The organism is Arthrobacter sp. Y3222053 (assembly GCF_059092805.1).
The window spans coordinates 489,499-503,749 of sequence record NZ_JBNHIA010000002.1; the positions used below are offsets into that span (position 1 = coordinate 489,499).

At 68.8% G+C, this 14,251-nt stretch carries 11 protein-coding genes; 6 read left to right on the plus strand and 5 right to left on the minus strand.

Going from position 1 to position 14,251, the window contains the following annotated elements:
- Positions 1-4: 4 nt before the first annotated feature.
- Complete coding sequence (locus AC5RUW_RS06480; protein WP_494159923.1) at positions 5-877, minus strand: shikimate dehydrogenase; 873 nt, start codon at positions 875-877, stop codon at positions 5-7.
- Positions 878-1,058: 181 nt separating this feature from the next.
- On the opposite strand from AC5RUW_RS06480, the gene AC5RUW_RS06485 reads away from it, so the two are divergent.
- Positions 1,059-2,366: an MFS transporter gene (locus tag AC5RUW_RS06485; protein ID WP_494159924.1), complete on the plus strand. Its 1,308-nt coding sequence runs from the start codon at positions 1,059-1,061 to the stop codon at positions 2,364-2,366.
- 63 nt (positions 2,367-2,429) lie between these two features.
- Here the strand turns inward: AC5RUW_RS06485 and AC5RUW_RS06490 are convergent, their stop codons facing one another.
- Both AC5RUW_RS06490 and AC5RUW_RS06495 read right to left on the minus strand, forming a co-directional pair.
- The gene (locus AC5RUW_RS06490; RefSeq protein ID WP_494159925.1) at positions 2,430-4,094 is read right to left on the minus strand and encodes an ABC1 kinase family protein; all 1,665 of its coding nucleotides are present in this window, start codon (positions 4,092-4,094) and stop codon (positions 2,430-2,432) included.
- Between the two features lie 96 nt (positions 4,095-4,190).
- Positions 4,191-4,631, minus strand: coding sequence for an acyl-CoA thioesterase (locus AC5RUW_RS06495; RefSeq protein WP_494006915.1), 441 nt, complete (start codon positions 4,629-4,631; stop codon positions 4,191-4,193).
- A 389-nt stretch (positions 4,632-5,020) separates the two neighbouring features.
- Between AC5RUW_RS06495 and AC5RUW_RS06500 the strand changes: the two genes are divergently transcribed.
- From AC5RUW_RS06500 to AC5RUW_RS06520, 5 genes are all read left to right on the plus strand, one after another.
- Positions 5,021-6,367, plus strand: coding sequence for a nucleotide sugar dehydrogenase (locus AC5RUW_RS06500; RefSeq protein ID WP_494159926.1), 1,347 nt, complete (start codon positions 5,021-5,023; stop codon positions 6,365-6,367).
- A 67-nt stretch (positions 6,368-6,434) separates the two neighbouring features.
- Positions 6,435-7,424 (plus strand): dTDP-glucose 4,6-dehydratase, encoded by a 990-nt coding sequence (locus tag AC5RUW_RS06505; protein ID WP_494159927.1) that lies wholly within the window; start codon positions 6,435-6,437, stop codon positions 7,422-7,424.
- Between the two features lie 26 nt (positions 7,425-7,450).
- Complete coding sequence (locus AC5RUW_RS06510; protein WP_494159928.1) at positions 7,451-9,037, plus strand: polysaccharide deacetylase family protein; 1,587 nt, start codon at positions 7,451-7,453, stop codon at positions 9,035-9,037.
- A complete protein-coding gene (locus AC5RUW_RS06515; RefSeq protein WP_494159929.1) occupies positions 9,027-9,824 on the plus strand; it encodes a hypothetical protein in 798 nt (265 codons plus the stop codon). Before AC5RUW_RS06510 ends, AC5RUW_RS06515 begins: the two co-directional genes overlap by 11 nt.
- Positions 9,825-9,834: 10 nt before the next feature.
- Positions 9,835-11,109 (plus strand): glycosyltransferase family 2 protein, encoded by a 1,275-nt coding sequence (locus AC5RUW_RS06520; RefSeq protein ID WP_494159930.1) that lies wholly within the window; start codon positions 9,835-9,837, stop codon positions 11,107-11,109.
- A 61-nt stretch (positions 11,110-11,170) separates the two neighbouring features.
- On the opposite strand, the gene lpdA is transcribed toward AC5RUW_RS06520, so the two are convergent.
- Positions 11,171-12,571 (minus strand): dihydrolipoyl dehydrogenase, encoded by a 1,401-nt coding sequence (gene lpdA, locus AC5RUW_RS06525; RefSeq protein ID WP_494159931.1) that lies wholly within the window; start codon positions 12,569-12,571, stop codon positions 11,171-11,173.
- A 129-nt stretch (positions 12,572-12,700) separates the two neighbouring features.
- Positions 12,701-14,218 (minus strand): carboxylesterase/lipase family protein, encoded by a 1,518-nt coding sequence (locus AC5RUW_RS06530; RefSeq protein ID WP_494159932.1) that lies wholly within the window; start codon positions 14,216-14,218, stop codon positions 12,701-12,703.
- Positions 14,219-14,251: the final 33 nt, after the last annotated feature.

Below are 14,251 nucleotides of genomic sequence, written 5' to 3' on the forward strand. Positions count from 1 at the left end.
GGGCCTAGAGCCCGCGGTCAATCATGTCGAGGAAGTGGGCGCGCATCCGGGCGGCGTCGGGGCGGATGCCGGTGATGAGCTCGAAGGCGTCCACTGCCTGGCCCACCGCCATGTGGCCGCCGTCGAGGACGCGGCAGCCGAGGGCATCGGCCGCCTCGATCAGCTGGGTACGGACCGGGCGGTAGATCACGTCAGCCACCCAGAGCTCCGGGCGCAGCAGGGCGGGATCCACCGGCATTCCCGGATGCGAATGCATTCCCACCGGCGTCGCCTGGACGAAACCGTCGGCGGAGGCCAGGGCCGCGGGGAGGTCCTCGGGCCGCACCGCCCGGACCACTGCGTCGGGGAACAGCCCGGCCAGCGCGGCGGCACGTTCCCGGACCCGGTCGTAGTCGAGGTCCGTCAGGGACAGCGTGCCCGCACCGGCCTTGAGCAGCGCGTAGGCCACCGCGGCGCCGGCCCCGCCGGCCCCGAGCTGGACCACCTGGTCCAGGGGCGCGCCCGGAAGGCCGGTGGACAGGGCCGTTCCGAACCCGGAGTGGTCGGTGTTGTGCCCGACAAAGCGGCCGTCGCGGATCAGGACCGTGTTGACGGCACCCAGGGCCGCGGCGTCGTCGGAGACCTCGTCCAGGTGCTCCAGGACCAGCTGCTTGCACGGATGGGTCACGTTGAAGGCATTGAAGCCCAGGTCCCGCCCGCAGCGCAGCAGGTCGCCGACGTCGATGCCGGCCCGGCCCGACACCGTGAGGTCCACGGGCCGGTACAGATAGTGCAGGCCCTGCTCGGCGGCCTCGCGCTCGTGCATGGGCGGGGTGAGCGAGGCGGTGATTCCCTCGCCGATCAGTCCGACGAGCCAGGACTCGGTGGTGGTGCTCACGGTTCTCCTTCCAGGCCCGGTGGCGGGCACCGCCCACGCTACCGGGTGTTCACAAACTGCACAATTGTGCGCTTTACGCACACCGCTGTTGCGGGCGTCACATGGCGCGGGATACATTGTGTCCTGTTCGCATGAAGCACTTCTGTGCGTATTTCGCACAGAACCCCTACTGGAGGCCCCCATGAGCGCACCGGCACACGCCGGCTCGGCCACCGCCAAGACCCCCAAGAAGGCCGCTGCGGCGAGCTTCATGGGCAGCGCGGTCGAGTACTACGACTTCTTTATCTTCGGCACCGCCGCGGCGCTGATCTTCCCGCGCGTCTTCTTCCCCGACGCCGACGCCCAGGCCAGCATCATGTCGTTGGCCACCTTCGGGTTTGCCTACATCGCCCGGCCCGTGGGCGCCGTCATCCTCGGCCACTTCGGGGACCGGGTGGGCCGGCAGAAGATCCTCATGTTCACCCTCATCCTGATGGGTGCCTCCACCTTCCTGATCGGCTGCCTGCCGACCTTCGACACCATCGGCTGGTGGGCTCCCGCCCTGCTGGTGCTCTGCCGCCTGGCCCAGGGCCTTTCCGCCGCCGGCGAGCAGGCCGGTGCCAGCTCCATGACGCTGGAGCACGCTCCGGACGGCCGCCGCGCCTTCTTCACGTCCTGGACCCTGACCGGCACCCAGGGCGGCCAAATCCTCGCCGCACTCATCTTCATCCCCGTCATGGCCCTGCCGGACGAGATCAAGTACGGCATCGGCTGGCGGATTCCGTTCTGGCTGAGCGCCGTCGTCGTCGTCGTCACGTTCTTCATCCGCCGCACCCTGGAGGAGACCCCCACCTTCCAGGAGGCCAAGGCGAAGAACGAGATCGCCAAGCTGCCGGTGGGCGTCCTGCTCAAGCACCACTGGCGCGACGTGCTGCGCGTGATCTGCTGCGCGTTCATTGCGGCGGTCTCCACCGTGTACGGCACCCTGGCCATCAAGTACGGCGAATCCGTCGGCGGCGTGGACGCCGCCATCACGCTCTGGCTGGTGGTCGCCGGCAACATCGCGGCGCTGTTCACCCAGCCGCTGTTCGGCCTTGCCGCGGACCGGTTCGGCCGCAAGCCGGTGTTCATCTACGGCGCCGTCGCCAGCGCCGTCGTGATGCCCTTCTACCTGCGGTCCATGGAATCGGGGAACTCCCTGCTGCAGTTCACCCTCTCCGTGGTGGTCTTCGGCTGCGGGTACGCCGCCGCCAACGCCGTCTGGCCCTCCTTCTACGCGGAGATGTTCAGCGCGAAGGTCCGCTTCTCCGGCCTGGCCATCGGCACCCAGCTCGGCTTCCTCATGGCAGGGTTCGCCCCGTCGATCGTCGCGGCCCTCGGCGGCCTGGAGCCCGGCGGCTGGGTCACCATCAGCTGGTTCACGGCCACCATCTGCCTGATCGCCTCGGTCTCGGCCCTCACTGCCCGGGAAAGCTTCCGCACGCCCACGGCGGAACTCGGCCTGCGCTGATCCGGTCCACCGACAGCGGGCCCGGCCGGCAGCGATGCCGACCGGGCCCGCTCTGTCTGCGGGTCAGCCGCGCCCGCGCGCGGCCCGGCGCGTGCTCCAGGCCAGGTAACCGCCCAGCGCGCCGGTCGACGCCAGGCCCGCGGTCATCAGCGGCGCCTGCCAGCTCTTCCAGCGGTCGACGTCGCCCAGCGTGAGCTCGCCGATGCCGCGGATGAACGCGGCCGCAAAAATGGCCGCCACCATCCGGTTTCCCACCTTTTCCAGCCGTTCCACGAGCGGAGCCAGTTCTGAGGCCCGCAGATGCACCTCGAGGCCTTCAATGTCGAGGGTGTTGACCAGCCGGCGGATCTGGTCCGGCAGCTCGGTGCCCAGCTCCAGGGCTTCCATGCCCGCCCGGGCAAGGCGCTTGGCGTATCCGGCGGGAAACAGGTGGCCGGCGGCCATCCGGCGGGCATAGGGCGCCAGCGTCTGTCCCAGGCTGAAACCCGGATCGAGCACCTCCCCCATTCCCTCGGTCATTACCAACATCTTCAGCAGCAGCGCCATTTCCCGCGGCAGCTGGAGGTGGTGGCGGCGCAGGATGCCCAGTGCCTGGGTGATCAACCTGCCGATCTGGACATGTGCGAGGTCCCGGCCCTGATACAGGCGGATGAAGGGGCCCAGGTCGGTGACCAGCCGGGCGCGGTCCACCCTCGTGGGTGAGACCGACACCCGCATCAGGGCCGTGGCCATGCGTTCCGGGTCCCGGCGGATGACCGCAACGAACAGAGCAGACAGCTGTTCGCGCAGCCGTTCGTCGACCTTGCCCACCATTCCGAAGTCGATCAGGCCGATCGTGCCGTCCGGCTCGATGAAGAGGTTGCCCGGGTGCGGATCCGCGTGGAAGAACCCATCCTCGAACACCATTTTGACCTCCGCACCGGCGGCGCGCTCTGCCAGCGCCCGGCGGTCGACACCTGCGGCGTCGAGCGCGGCCGTATCCGTGACCTTCAGCCCGCCCAGGCGCTGCAGGGTCAGGACCCGGGAGGTGGTGGCGTCCCAGTACACCTTCGGAATCCGGATGCCCGGGTCATCGGCGAAGTTCCGCGCGAACTGCTCAGCGTTCTTTCCCTCCTCCAGGTAGTCCAGCTCCCGGCGCAGGGTGTCCGCGAACTCGTCGGCAATGCCCGCAAGGTCGTAGTCGGACGCGGCTTCCCAGTGGCGGTCCAGGGTGTGGGCGAGGTTCCTGAGGATCTCCAGGTCCTCATCAACCTGTTCCACCACCCCCGGCCGGCGCACCTTGACCACCACGTCGGTGCCGTCGGCGAGCGTCGCGGCGTGGGCCTGGCCGATGGACGCGCTGGCCAGGGGCGCATGCTCGAAGGAGGTGAACATGCCCTCCCACTGATGTCCCAGCTCGTTCACCAGCACCTCGCGGACGTGGCTCCACGGCACGGGCGGCGCGGCGTCCTGCAGCTTCGCCAGTTCGTCGCGATAGGCGGGGGGCAGCAGGTCGGGCCGGGTCGAGAGCAGCTGGCCCAGCTTCACGAAGGTCGGGCCGAGCTCCTCCAGGGCCGCCCTGACATATTCGGGGCTGGTCTTCGGCCGCATGCCCTCGGCCTTGGGCGCCACCCGGGCCAGGAACGGAAGCCGGTCCTGGACCCCGGACGCGGACACCAGCCAGCCCAGCCCGTTCCGGGACAGGATTTCCCCGATCTGGCGGTACCGGTCCAGCTGGTTTCGGATCATTGCCTGTCCTGTCCTGTCCTATCCATGTGCCTGGGCCTCCCGGCTCCGGGGGCGCGCCCCCAGCCTAGCGGCGACCTGCGGCTTCCGAACAGGATCTCAGCCGACGGCGGGGCGGAACGCCGCCGGAGTGTGCGTGGAGGGCAGGCGGTCGCGGTCGTAGGTGATGTCGGTGTAGCCGTGGGGCGTGGGGTTTCCGGACTCATCCAGGCTGACGAAGACAATCCGGTCGATGGTCAGGATGCTGCTCCGGGTGACCATGTTGCGCACCTCGGCCCGCATGGTGAGCGAGGTCCGCCCGAAGCGGGTGGCGCGCAGGCCCATCTCGATCAGGTCGCCCTGCTCGGCGGAACTGACGAAGTTGATCTCGGACATGAACTTTGTCACGACCCGTCCGTTACCCATCTGCAGGATCGCGTAAATGGTGGCTTCCTCGTCGATCCATCGGAGCAGGCTTCCACCGAACAGGGTTCCGTTCGCGTTCAGGTCTTCGGGGCGTACCCATTTGCGGGTGTGGAAATTGATGCTCTCTGGCTCCATATGTCCAGCGTAGCTGTGGTAATTCGGCCGCTTGGGTCCAATGTGAGGCAGCTCCACATGCCCTGCGCCCAACGTCTCCCGGCGGCCCGTCGTCCCTTGTGGGATGCCTCCCACAGGCCCTTCGGCGACCTCCGTCACGCCCCCTGACCCACGTAGCCGCAGCAGAAAAATACGCACCCCACCCGTAACGGCGCACCCCTTAGGCGCCCGGAAGCAGGACTCCGCCCGTAGGTCCTACGTATGCCCTGTCGTTCCCCTGTTCCTAGCCTCTTCTCGATTATCCGGTCCGGCGTTTCCCGGCCTGCTGCATCGGCCGAGCGGCCGGTGTGCGGGCCGTCGGGAAGGGCGCCGGGCGTACACGCTCCAGCCAATGAAGACAGGGAACTACCATGGCTCTTCCCGATCTGCACAGCCGCCCCTCACTCGGCGACACCGGTTCCCCCGCAGCGGGCCTGGCCGGCTCCGCCGGGTCCGACGCCGCCTTCGACTATGACGTGGCAATCGTCGGACTCGGCTACGTCGGACTTCCGACGGCGCTTGCCTTCCGGGAGGCGGGCTACCGGGTGCTCGGCCACGACGTCAGCAGCCGCCGGCTCGAGGTGATCCGGAGCGAAGCCGCGGATCTGCTTCCCGACGACCGCGCACGGCTCTCCCGTGCCCTCCACGATCCGGCCTTTGCCCTTACCGCGGAACCGGCGGACATCCGGCAGGCCGCTGCGGTGATCATCGCAGTGCCCACCCCCGTTGACGAACACCTGGTCCCGGACCTGGGCATCCTGCGCAGCGCCTGCCGGACCGTGGTCACGCAGGCCGTGCCGGGGCAGCTGCTGATGCTGACCTCGACCACCTACGCCGGCAGCACCAGGGAACTCCTCGCCGTCCCGCTGGCCGAGCGCGGCCTTATCGCGGGAACGGACGTCCATGTGGCGTTCAGCCCGGAACGGATCAACCCGGGCGTCGCCGACTTCTCCCAGGAGGACGTGCCGCGGGTGGTCGGCGGCATCACGGCCGCGTGCAGCGAGCGCGCCCGCTCCCTGCTTGCCAAGTACGTTCCCCGAGTCCACGTGGTTCCCTCGCCCGAGGCCGCGGAAATGACCAAGCTCCTGGAGAACACGTTCCGGGCGGTGAACATTGCCCTGGCCAACGAGTTCTCCGATATCTGCACCCTGCTGGGCATCCCCGTCATGGACGTCATCGACGCCGCCGACACCAAGCCCTTCGGCTTCATGCGCTTTACCCCCGGGCCGGGGGTGGGCGGACACTGCATTCCGTGCGACCCCCACTACCTGCTCTGGCAGCTGAAGCGCAGCCGCGTCTCGGCCCCGGTCATTGAGCAGGCGATGCAGGGCATCGCCGGACGGCCCGGGCGCGTGGTGGACAGGATCCGTGCCCTGCTCTCAGACCGGGGACTGGGCCTGGCCGGTTCCAAGGTGCTCGTGGCCGGGGTGGCCTACAAGCCCAACGTGGAAGACGTCCGCGAGTCGCCGGCGCTGGAAATCATCGCCGCCCTGCGCGCCGCGGGCGCCGTCGTCGGCTACATCGACCCGCTGGTGCCCACGCTGCGCAGCCACGGGCTGCCGCTGGACACGATCACCGCCCCCGCGGAGTTCCAGGCCGACGTCGCACTGCTCCACACGCGCCACCCCGGGGTGCCGCTCGAATGGCTGGACCAGGTCCCCCTGGTCCTCGATGCCACCTACCAGCTCCGCGGGCACGACACCGCGGTGCCCCTCTGAGTCCGGAACCCTTCCCGGCCGACGGCAGCCCCGCCGGCCCCAGCCAACGAAAGAGAAGCGCATTCCCATGAAGACAGTCATTACCGGCGGCGCCGGCTTTATCGGCAGCCACCTGGCCGAGCACCTGATCGCGGCAGGCGACGAGGTCACTGTCCTTGACGACCTCTCCACCGGCTCGCTTGCCAACCTCGCCGGCGTCATGGACCACCCCAACCTGCGCTTCGTGCGCGGCAGCATCCTGGACCGGGAACTGGTCAGCGCGGTCATCAACGGCAGCGACCGGGTGTTCCATCTGGCCGCAGCCGTGGGAGTGCGCCTGATCGTGGACCACCCCCTGGAAAGCCTGCGCACCAACATCCACGGCACGGAAGCCGTCCTCGACGCCTGCCTTGCCGCCGGGGCGGTCCTGCTGCTCGCCTCAACCAGCGAGATCTACGGGAAGAACACTTCCGACGCCCTCGACGAAGAGGCCGATCGGATCCTTGGCTCGCCGCTGAAGTCACGCTGGACCTATGCCGCCGCAAAGGGCATCGACGAAGCCTTCGCGCACGCCTACTGGAAGCAGTTCGGGCTGAAGGTGGCCATCGTCCGCCTGTTCAACACCGTCGGGCCCCGCCAGACCGGCCGCTACGGGATGGTGGTGCCCAACCTGGTCGGGCAGGCCCTGCGCGGAGAGCCGCTCACCGTCTTCGGCGACGGCACCCAGACCCGATGCTTCTCCTACGTCTCAGATGTGGTGCCGGCCCTGGTCAGGATCGCCGAGCACCCCGATGCCCTCGGCAACGCCTACAACCTCGGCGGGAACCGGGAGGTTTCCATCCTCGAGCTGGCCCGACGCATCGTCGAGCTGCTCGGCAGCCGCAGCACCATCACGCTGGTGCCGTACGAGCAGGCTTACGCGGAGGGCTACGAGGATATGCGCCGCAGGGTTCCGGACAACACCCGTTCCCGGGAACTGGTCGGGTTCGCACCTGCCACCACCCTCGACGAGATCATCCTCGCGGTGGCCGCAGGTGTTGAGACCGCGACACCGGCGAGCGCCCCGGCCGCCCGGTAACCACGACCAGCACAGAAGGACCACTCATGAGCCCGGACATCCCGAACTCCCCGGATGCCCCTCCCCGACAGCACAAGCGTTCCATGCAGCTCCTGGCCCTGGCGGTGGTCCTGGCGCTGCCGGCCGCGTTCCTGGCCTGGGGCTCATTCCTCCTCGCTCCCCTGGGCCTGGGCCCCGGCATCCCCGAGGGCCAGACCGTCAGCGACGACCTCGACCGGGTGCAGGCCGAGGCCAGGCTGGCAGCGGAAAAGGCCGCCGCCGACGACGCCCGCCGGGAGCGGGCCGCCGCCGTCGCGCTCCCCGTGCCCGCCTATGACCCGAATGAGTCGTTCACCGTGGCGCCGGGACAGACCGTGGTGAGCCTGTCCTTCGACGATGGACTGGCCGGTGCAGCGAGGATGGCGGACATCCTCGGGGCGGCACGGATGCAGGGAACCTTCTACGTCAATTCCGGCCTGCTGGACCTGCCCGGCTATCTCACCCTCCGCCAGGCGAAGGAGATGGCCGCCGACGGACATGAAATCGGCGGACACACCTTCTCCCACAAGGAGCTGGTGGGGCTGGACCAGGCGGAGGCCGCCCGGGAAATCTGCCAGGACCGGCAGAACCTCCTGACGTACGGGTTCACCCCGACGAACTTCGCCTACCCGTTCGCCTCCGGCAACGAGGGGGTTGAACAGCAGGTGGCCGCGTGCGGATACAACAGCGCCCGGGCCCTGGGTGATACGGCCAGCGAAGGCTGCGTCAGCTGTCCACCGGCGGAGAGCCTGGTCCCCGCCGAACCGTACGTCCTGAAGGCACCGGCCCAGGTGGAGGCGGACTGGACCCTCGCCGACCTCCAGCAGCAGGTCCTGCAGGCTCCCCCGGGTACCTGGACCATCCTGACCTTCCACGGCCTCTGTCCCATTGAGTGCGACAACATCAGCATCGAGGAGGACCTGTTCCGCGAATTTGTGTCCTGGCTTGCGGCACGCACCGCCGACGGCGCCGTGGTCGTGAAGCCGGTGCAGGACGTCATCGGCGGGCCGCTGAAGGAGGCCTCCGCCGCGCCGGTTCCTGCCCCGCTCGCTCCGGGCGTGAACGGGGTGCGCAACGCGGATCTCGAACAGTGGTCCGACGACCTGCCTGTCTGCTGGCAGCAGGGCGGTTTCGGCGACAACGACCGCACCTACGGCATCACTGAAGGCATGGAAGGGAGCCTCGCAATGGAAGTGAAGGTAAGCGGCTACCGGGACGGCGACGCCAAGTTCGTCACCCGCCAGGACCTGGGCGAGTGCGCCGTGTCGGTCCTGCCCGGTCAGCGCTATTCAGTACGCGCCTGGTACAAGTCCGACGCCCGCGCACAGTTCAGCCTGTACTACCGCGACGTGGAGGGGCGCTGGCAGTACTGGACCGCCAGTTCCCTGCTGCCGTCCAGCAGCACTTTCCGCCAGGGCAGCTGGACCACCCCTCCGGTACCGGAGGGCGCGACCGCGCTGAGTTTCGGCCTGGGCCTGGTCAGCGAGGGAACCCTGGTCAGCGATGACTACTCCCTGTTCGACGCCGACGGCGCACCCGCTGCGGCAGCCGGCGCTGAAGAGCCGGACGCTGCCGGGCAGGACCATGGCGGATAGGCGCCGCAGTGGTGCATTTCTGCTCCCGGCGGTGCTGCTGCTGGGCGGCTGCTCGATGACGGAGCAGATGCAGCCGCTGGACGGAGAGTCGGACTATCCATGGCATACCGACATCGTTGCGACGACGTTCTGGGTCGGAGAAATCCACGACCCCGACGCCGTCGACGGCAGCCAGGTGCAGTCCGCGTATGACAGCTGGTGGCAGGAGAGCTACGGCGGATGCGACGGCGTCGTCCAGGCGGACGGCACCTGCGCCACGGAGCCCCGGACCGCCGCCAACCGGTACATGCCGACAAGCATGACCCCGCTGGAGAATCCTTTCTACCTCGACCTGCCCTTCGACGACATCAACAACCCCGCCGCGTTCGCGATGCGGAAAGACCTGGTCCCCTGGGCCGGGGACCCTGGCTACGCCGGCCGGGAAGCCGATCGGACCTTCAGCTACATGAAGAACCGCTGGGTTCGGCTCCGCATGGACGGAAGGGTCTGCTACGGGCAGATCCAGGACGCCGGGCCGGTCATCTACGACGACGCGGCCTACGTTTTCGGCGACGACGACGAGCGGCCGGCCAACACCGAATACAACGGCGCCGGCCTGGATGTCTCCCCCGCCCTGAACGGGTGCCTCGGCTTCCGGGAGCTCAACGGAGCCTCGGACCGCGTCGACTGGCAGTTCGTCGAGGAGGACAACGTCCCCGACGGACCGTGGACGGACATTGTCACCACCAGGCAGGTGCAGCAGGGTCCTCCGCTTGAATCACCCGCCCCCGACCCCACCAACGATTGAAGGACATTACATGGAGCCATGGACGCTGTTGCTGATCATTCTGCTGGTCCTGGGCATCAGCACCCCGCTGTGGAGCGTGGTGGGCTTCCTCCGGGTCGTCGGTGAATGGCAGAACAAGACCAACCCGCGCCAGCGGGCCGCGCGGCGGGAGTCCATCCTGCGCCCCGAGCAGGTGGCCGTGGTGATTGCGGCACGCAACGAGGAGCTGGTCCTGGCGGACACCGTGCGCAGCGCGGCCGTGCAGGTGCCGCGGAGCAACATCCACGTGGTGTCCGACGGTTCAACGGACGGCACCGCCGACGTCGCCCGCAGCGAGGGGGTCAACGTCCTGGAGCTGTCCCCGAACCGGGGGAAGGCGGGCGCGCTCGCGGCCGGCATCGACCACTTCGGGCTGGATACCCGCTACGAGGTGGTCATGCTGCTCGACGCCGACACGCGGCTGGCAGGCAACTACCTGCGCACCGGGCTGCCCCTGTTCAACGACCCCGAGGTGGTCGCTGTGGCGGGCCGTGCCCGTACCCTGGCCGATCCGGGCCGGCAGCGCCTGGTGGCCCGGATCCTGCTGGCCTACCGGGAACGTCTGTACACCGTCGTCCAGCTGCTGATGAAGTACGGGCAGGCCTCACGGCCGGCGAACGTGGTCAGCATCGTCCCGGGGTTCGCCAGCATGTACCGTGCCAGGGTGCTGCCGCAGATCGACATGACGGCGCCGGGACTGCTCATCGAGGACTTCAACATGACGTTCGAGGTGCATGCCAAGCAGCTGGGGCGCATCGAGTTCCATCCCTCCGCCGCCAACGCGTTCACCCAGGACCCGAACACCATCCCGGACTACACACGGCAGGTGCGTCGGTGGAGCCTGGGCTTTTGGCAGACGGTGCGTCGTCACGGCCTGCACCGGGGCCGGTTCTGGATGGCCCTGCTGCTGCACATTGTGGAGCTGATCGCCTCATCCCTGCTCCTGGTGCTGACGCTGCCCCTGGCGGTCCTGTCGATGGCCACGGGGAGTTCCTTCCTGCGTCCCGAACATCTGCTGCTGGGAGTGCTCCTGCCGGACTTCCTGCTGACCGTCATTACCGCCATGGTCCTTCGGCGGCCGGGCGTGCTCCTGCTCGGGCTGGCCTTTCCCCTGGTGCGGGTGGTGGACGGCTGCATCTGCCTGGTCACCGTCTGGCAGGCCTGGACGAGCCGGACCAGCGGCACCTGGACCAGCCCGTCGCGGCGACCGCAGGAGTCCGGAACCGGCGGCGGCGTGCAGATGGCAGCGGCCCGGACGGAGGGCTAGCGCCCGGCCGCCGGCAGACGGCGCCGGAGGCCGTCCGCTGGCGCCGGCCCGCACACCGGCCCTAGAAGTTGATCATGTGGCCGGTGAGGCCGTGGAATGCCTCCTGCAGCGCCTCGCTCAGGGTCGGGTGGGTGTGGACGTTCCGGGCGAGCTCGGCGGCGGTCAGGTCCCACTTCTGTGCCAGGGTGAGCTCGGGCAGCAGTTCGGAAACGTCCGGGCCGATGAGGTGGCCGCCAAGCAGTTCGCCGTATTTCGCGCTTGCGACCAGCTTCACGAAGCCGACGGGCTCTCCCAGACCATGGGCCTTCCCGTTGGCGGTGAAGGGGAACATGCTGACGACCACGTCGTGGCCCTCGTCCCTCGCCTGCTGCTCGGTGAGGCCGAAACTGGCCACCTGCGGCTGGCAGAAGGTGGCCCGCGGCATCATGCGGTAGTCGCCGAGCGGCATCGTTTCGGCCTTGCCGATGGTCTCCGCCGCCACGACGCCCTGGGCCTCGGCAACGTGGGCGAGCTGCAGCTTGCCGGTGACGTCGCCGATGGCAAAGATGTGCGGGACGTTGGTCCGCATGTACTCGTCAATCGCGATCGCCCCGCGGTCGGTGACTTCAACTCCGGTCTTCTCGAGTCCGTAGCCCTCGACGCGGGGGGCGAATCCGACGGAGAGCAGCACCCGGTCCGCCTCCACCATTCCTTCGCCGCCGTCCTTGCCGGTGTACCTGACGGTTACGGAGCTGCCGTTGTCGGTGATGGAGTCCACCTTGGTGGACGTAAGGATCGGGATGCCGAGCTTCTTGTACTGCTTGGCGAGCTCCTTGGAGACGTCGGCGTCCTCATTGGGCAGGGCCCGGTCCAGGAACTCGATGATCGTCACCTCAACGCCGTAGCTGCGCAGCACGTAGCCGAACTCCATGCCGATGGCGCCGGCGCCCACAATCACTATCGACCCGGGCAGGTCGCGGTCGAGGATCTGGTCTTCGTACGTGACCACGTTTTTGCTCAGTTCGACCCCGGGCAGGAGCTTGACCACCGCACCCACGGCGATGATGGCGTTGTCGAACGTGATCCGTTCGGTGCCCCCGGAAGAGAGCGCGACGTCGAGTGAATGGTCGTCCACGAAGGTGCCCCGGCCGTCGAACTCGGTGATGCCGTTCTTCTTCATCAGGAAGTGCACCCCCTTGACCCGGCCGTCGGCCACCTGCCGGCTGCGGTCGTAGGCCGCGCCGAAGTCGAAGGACACGTCGCCGGAGATGCCGAACGTATCCGCCTGCCGGGTGAAGAGCTGGGCGAGTTCGGCGTTGCGGAGCAGCGCCTTGGACGGGATGCAGCCGACATTCAGGCACACCCCTCCCCAGAATTTCTCCTCCACCACGGCCACGCTCAGGCCCAGCTGGGCGGCACGGATCGCAGCTACGTAACCGCCGGGACCGGCGCCAAGGACGACGACGTCGAAATGTGCGCTCATGCTGTCTGCTGTCTCCTTCATCGGTGGTTCATCGGTGGTTCATAAGCCTGCTTAAGAGTCTCACGGCCGCCCGCAGGACTCCATGATTTCTTTTCCGCCCGGCCCGACGGGCGGCGGTGCCGCCCCGCCTCAGATCCAGCCCCGGTAGCCTTCCCACGCCCTGCGCCGCTCGGGAAAGGGATCTGACTCGATCCGGTCGGTCTTGTCGAAGATCCGGGTGTGCCGGAGCACCGCATCGAACCGGGGCCAGCCCGGGCCGGGGTGTCCGTGCCGGGCCAGGTGCAGCAGGCTGCCCTGGAACCGGCGGGACAGTTCCCTCAGCTCTGCGGCGCCGCCCAGGAGCGTCAGGGCCCGGGTGGCGGGCTCGCCGGTTTCGCCGAACATGACCGGGACGTCGAAGGCATGGGTTGCCCCGAAGCCCAGCCGGTTCATCAGCGGCGTCGCGTAGTCGTAGCGGTAGGACCAGGTCGGCGCGATCCGGGAATGGCCCTCCGCCACCATCTGGCTCGGATACCAGAACACAAGGTCGCCGCTGATCTGCACCGACCGGGGCCGGCTCGGGTAGCCGGGATAGGCAGCTGCGATGCGGTCCCGTGCGCCCGGATCGGTGGCTGCGAACATGCGCTCCAGGCGGTCAGGCGTCGACGGGAGAATGTCATCGACCTTCGCAAACAGGGCACCCTCATTGGCCATCGTGCCGATGACGAACGGAACCGGGGCGGCGTCGCCGTCCCGGAAGGTGTCGATCGGGTGCCGCGGCAGGAAATCGCCGTCGACGACCGGGGAGACGCTCAGCGTCCCGGGGTACCGTGCCGGCCCGATCTTGGTGGTCAGCCGGGTCGTCGCGTCGACAAGTTTCCGGGCGGGCAGGTCCGTAAGGGCTCCGGCGGCGTCGGTTTCATCGATGCCCAGGATCTGCAGCAGGTCACGCGCCCAGGCGGCATGCATATCGGGATAGTAGGCGCCGGACGGCGCCGGGCTCTGGGCGAAGGCGCGGTGGAACAGGCCCCGCGCGGCGGGGATGCACATGAGGGCGGTGACCGATATGCCGCCGGCGGATTCGCCGAAGACGGTGACGTTTCCCGGGTCTCCGCCGAAGGCGGCGATGTTCGCCTGCACCCATTCGAGGGCCGCCACCTGGTCGCGCAGGCCGAGGTTCGTGTCAAAGGGACGCGCGGGCGTCGACCAGTCCGTGAAGTCCATGAACCCCAGCGCGCCGATGCGGTAGTTCATCGCGACGTAGACGACGTCGCCGGTCCTGACCAGGTTGGCCCCGCGGTAGGTGCGGACGGCCGCCGAGCCGGAGCTGAACGCTCCGCCGTAGAAGTAGACCAGAACCGGCAGGGCATGCCCCGGAGGCTCCAGGGGCGCCGACACGTTGATCGTCAGGCAGTCCTCGGCCATGGGCTGCCGCCGTCGGGATCCGGTCAGCGCCAGTCCCCTGCTCTGCGGAGGCACCGCCCCGAAACGGTCCGCATCGCGGACGCCGGCCCATGGCACCGGCGGCCGGGGTGCCCGAAGCCGCAGCTCTCCCACCGGCGGGGCCGCGTAGGGAATGCCCCGCCATGTCCGCACGCCCCCGTCGATGATCCCGCGGACGGCGCCGTCGGCGGTCTCCGCCACGAGCGAGGAGAGATCGACGGACATGGTGGCCTCGCTTCCGTTGGCGCGCCGTGCCGG

What these genes read in the sequence shown, in the direction of transcription:
- AC5RUW_RS06485 (WP_494159924.1), top strand. Translation starts at nt 1,059, where the DNA reads ATGAGCGCACCGGCACACGCCGGCTCGGCCACCGCCAAGACCCCCAAG.
- AC5RUW_RS06490 (WP_494159925.1), bottom strand. Translation starts at nt 4,094, where the DNA reads ATGATCCGAAACCAGCTGGACCGGTACCGCCAGATCGGGGAAATCCTG.
- AC5RUW_RS06495 (WP_494006915.1), bottom strand. Translation starts at nt 4,631, where the DNA reads ATGGAGCCAGAGAGCATCAATTTCCACACCCGCAAATGGGTACGCCCC.
- AC5RUW_RS06500 (WP_494159926.1), top strand. Translation starts at nt 5,021, where the DNA reads ATGGCTCTTCCCGATCTGCACAGCCGCCCCTCACTCGGCGACACCGGT.
- AC5RUW_RS06505 (WP_494159927.1), top strand. Translation starts at nt 6,435, where the DNA reads ATGAAGACAGTCATTACCGGCGGCGCCGGCTTTATCGGCAGCCACCTG.
- AC5RUW_RS06510 (WP_494159928.1), top strand. Translation starts at nt 7,451, where the DNA reads ATGAGCCCGGACATCCCGAACTCCCCGGATGCCCCTCCCCGACAGCAC.
- AC5RUW_RS06515 (WP_494159929.1), top strand. Translation starts at nt 9,027, where the DNA reads ATGGCGGATAGGCGCCGCAGTGGTGCATTTCTGCTCCCGGCGGTGCTG.
- AC5RUW_RS06520 (WP_494159930.1), top strand. Translation starts at nt 9,835, where the DNA reads ATGGAGCCATGGACGCTGTTGCTGATCATTCTGCTGGTCCTGGGCATC.
- lpdA (WP_494159931.1), bottom strand. Translation starts at nt 12,571, where the DNA reads ATGAGCGCACATTTCGACGTCGTCGTCCTTGGCGCCGGTCCCGGCGGT.
- AC5RUW_RS06530 (WP_494159932.1), bottom strand. Translation starts at nt 14,218, where the DNA reads ATGTCCGTCGATCTCTCCTCGCTCGTGGCGGAGACCGCCGACGGCGCC.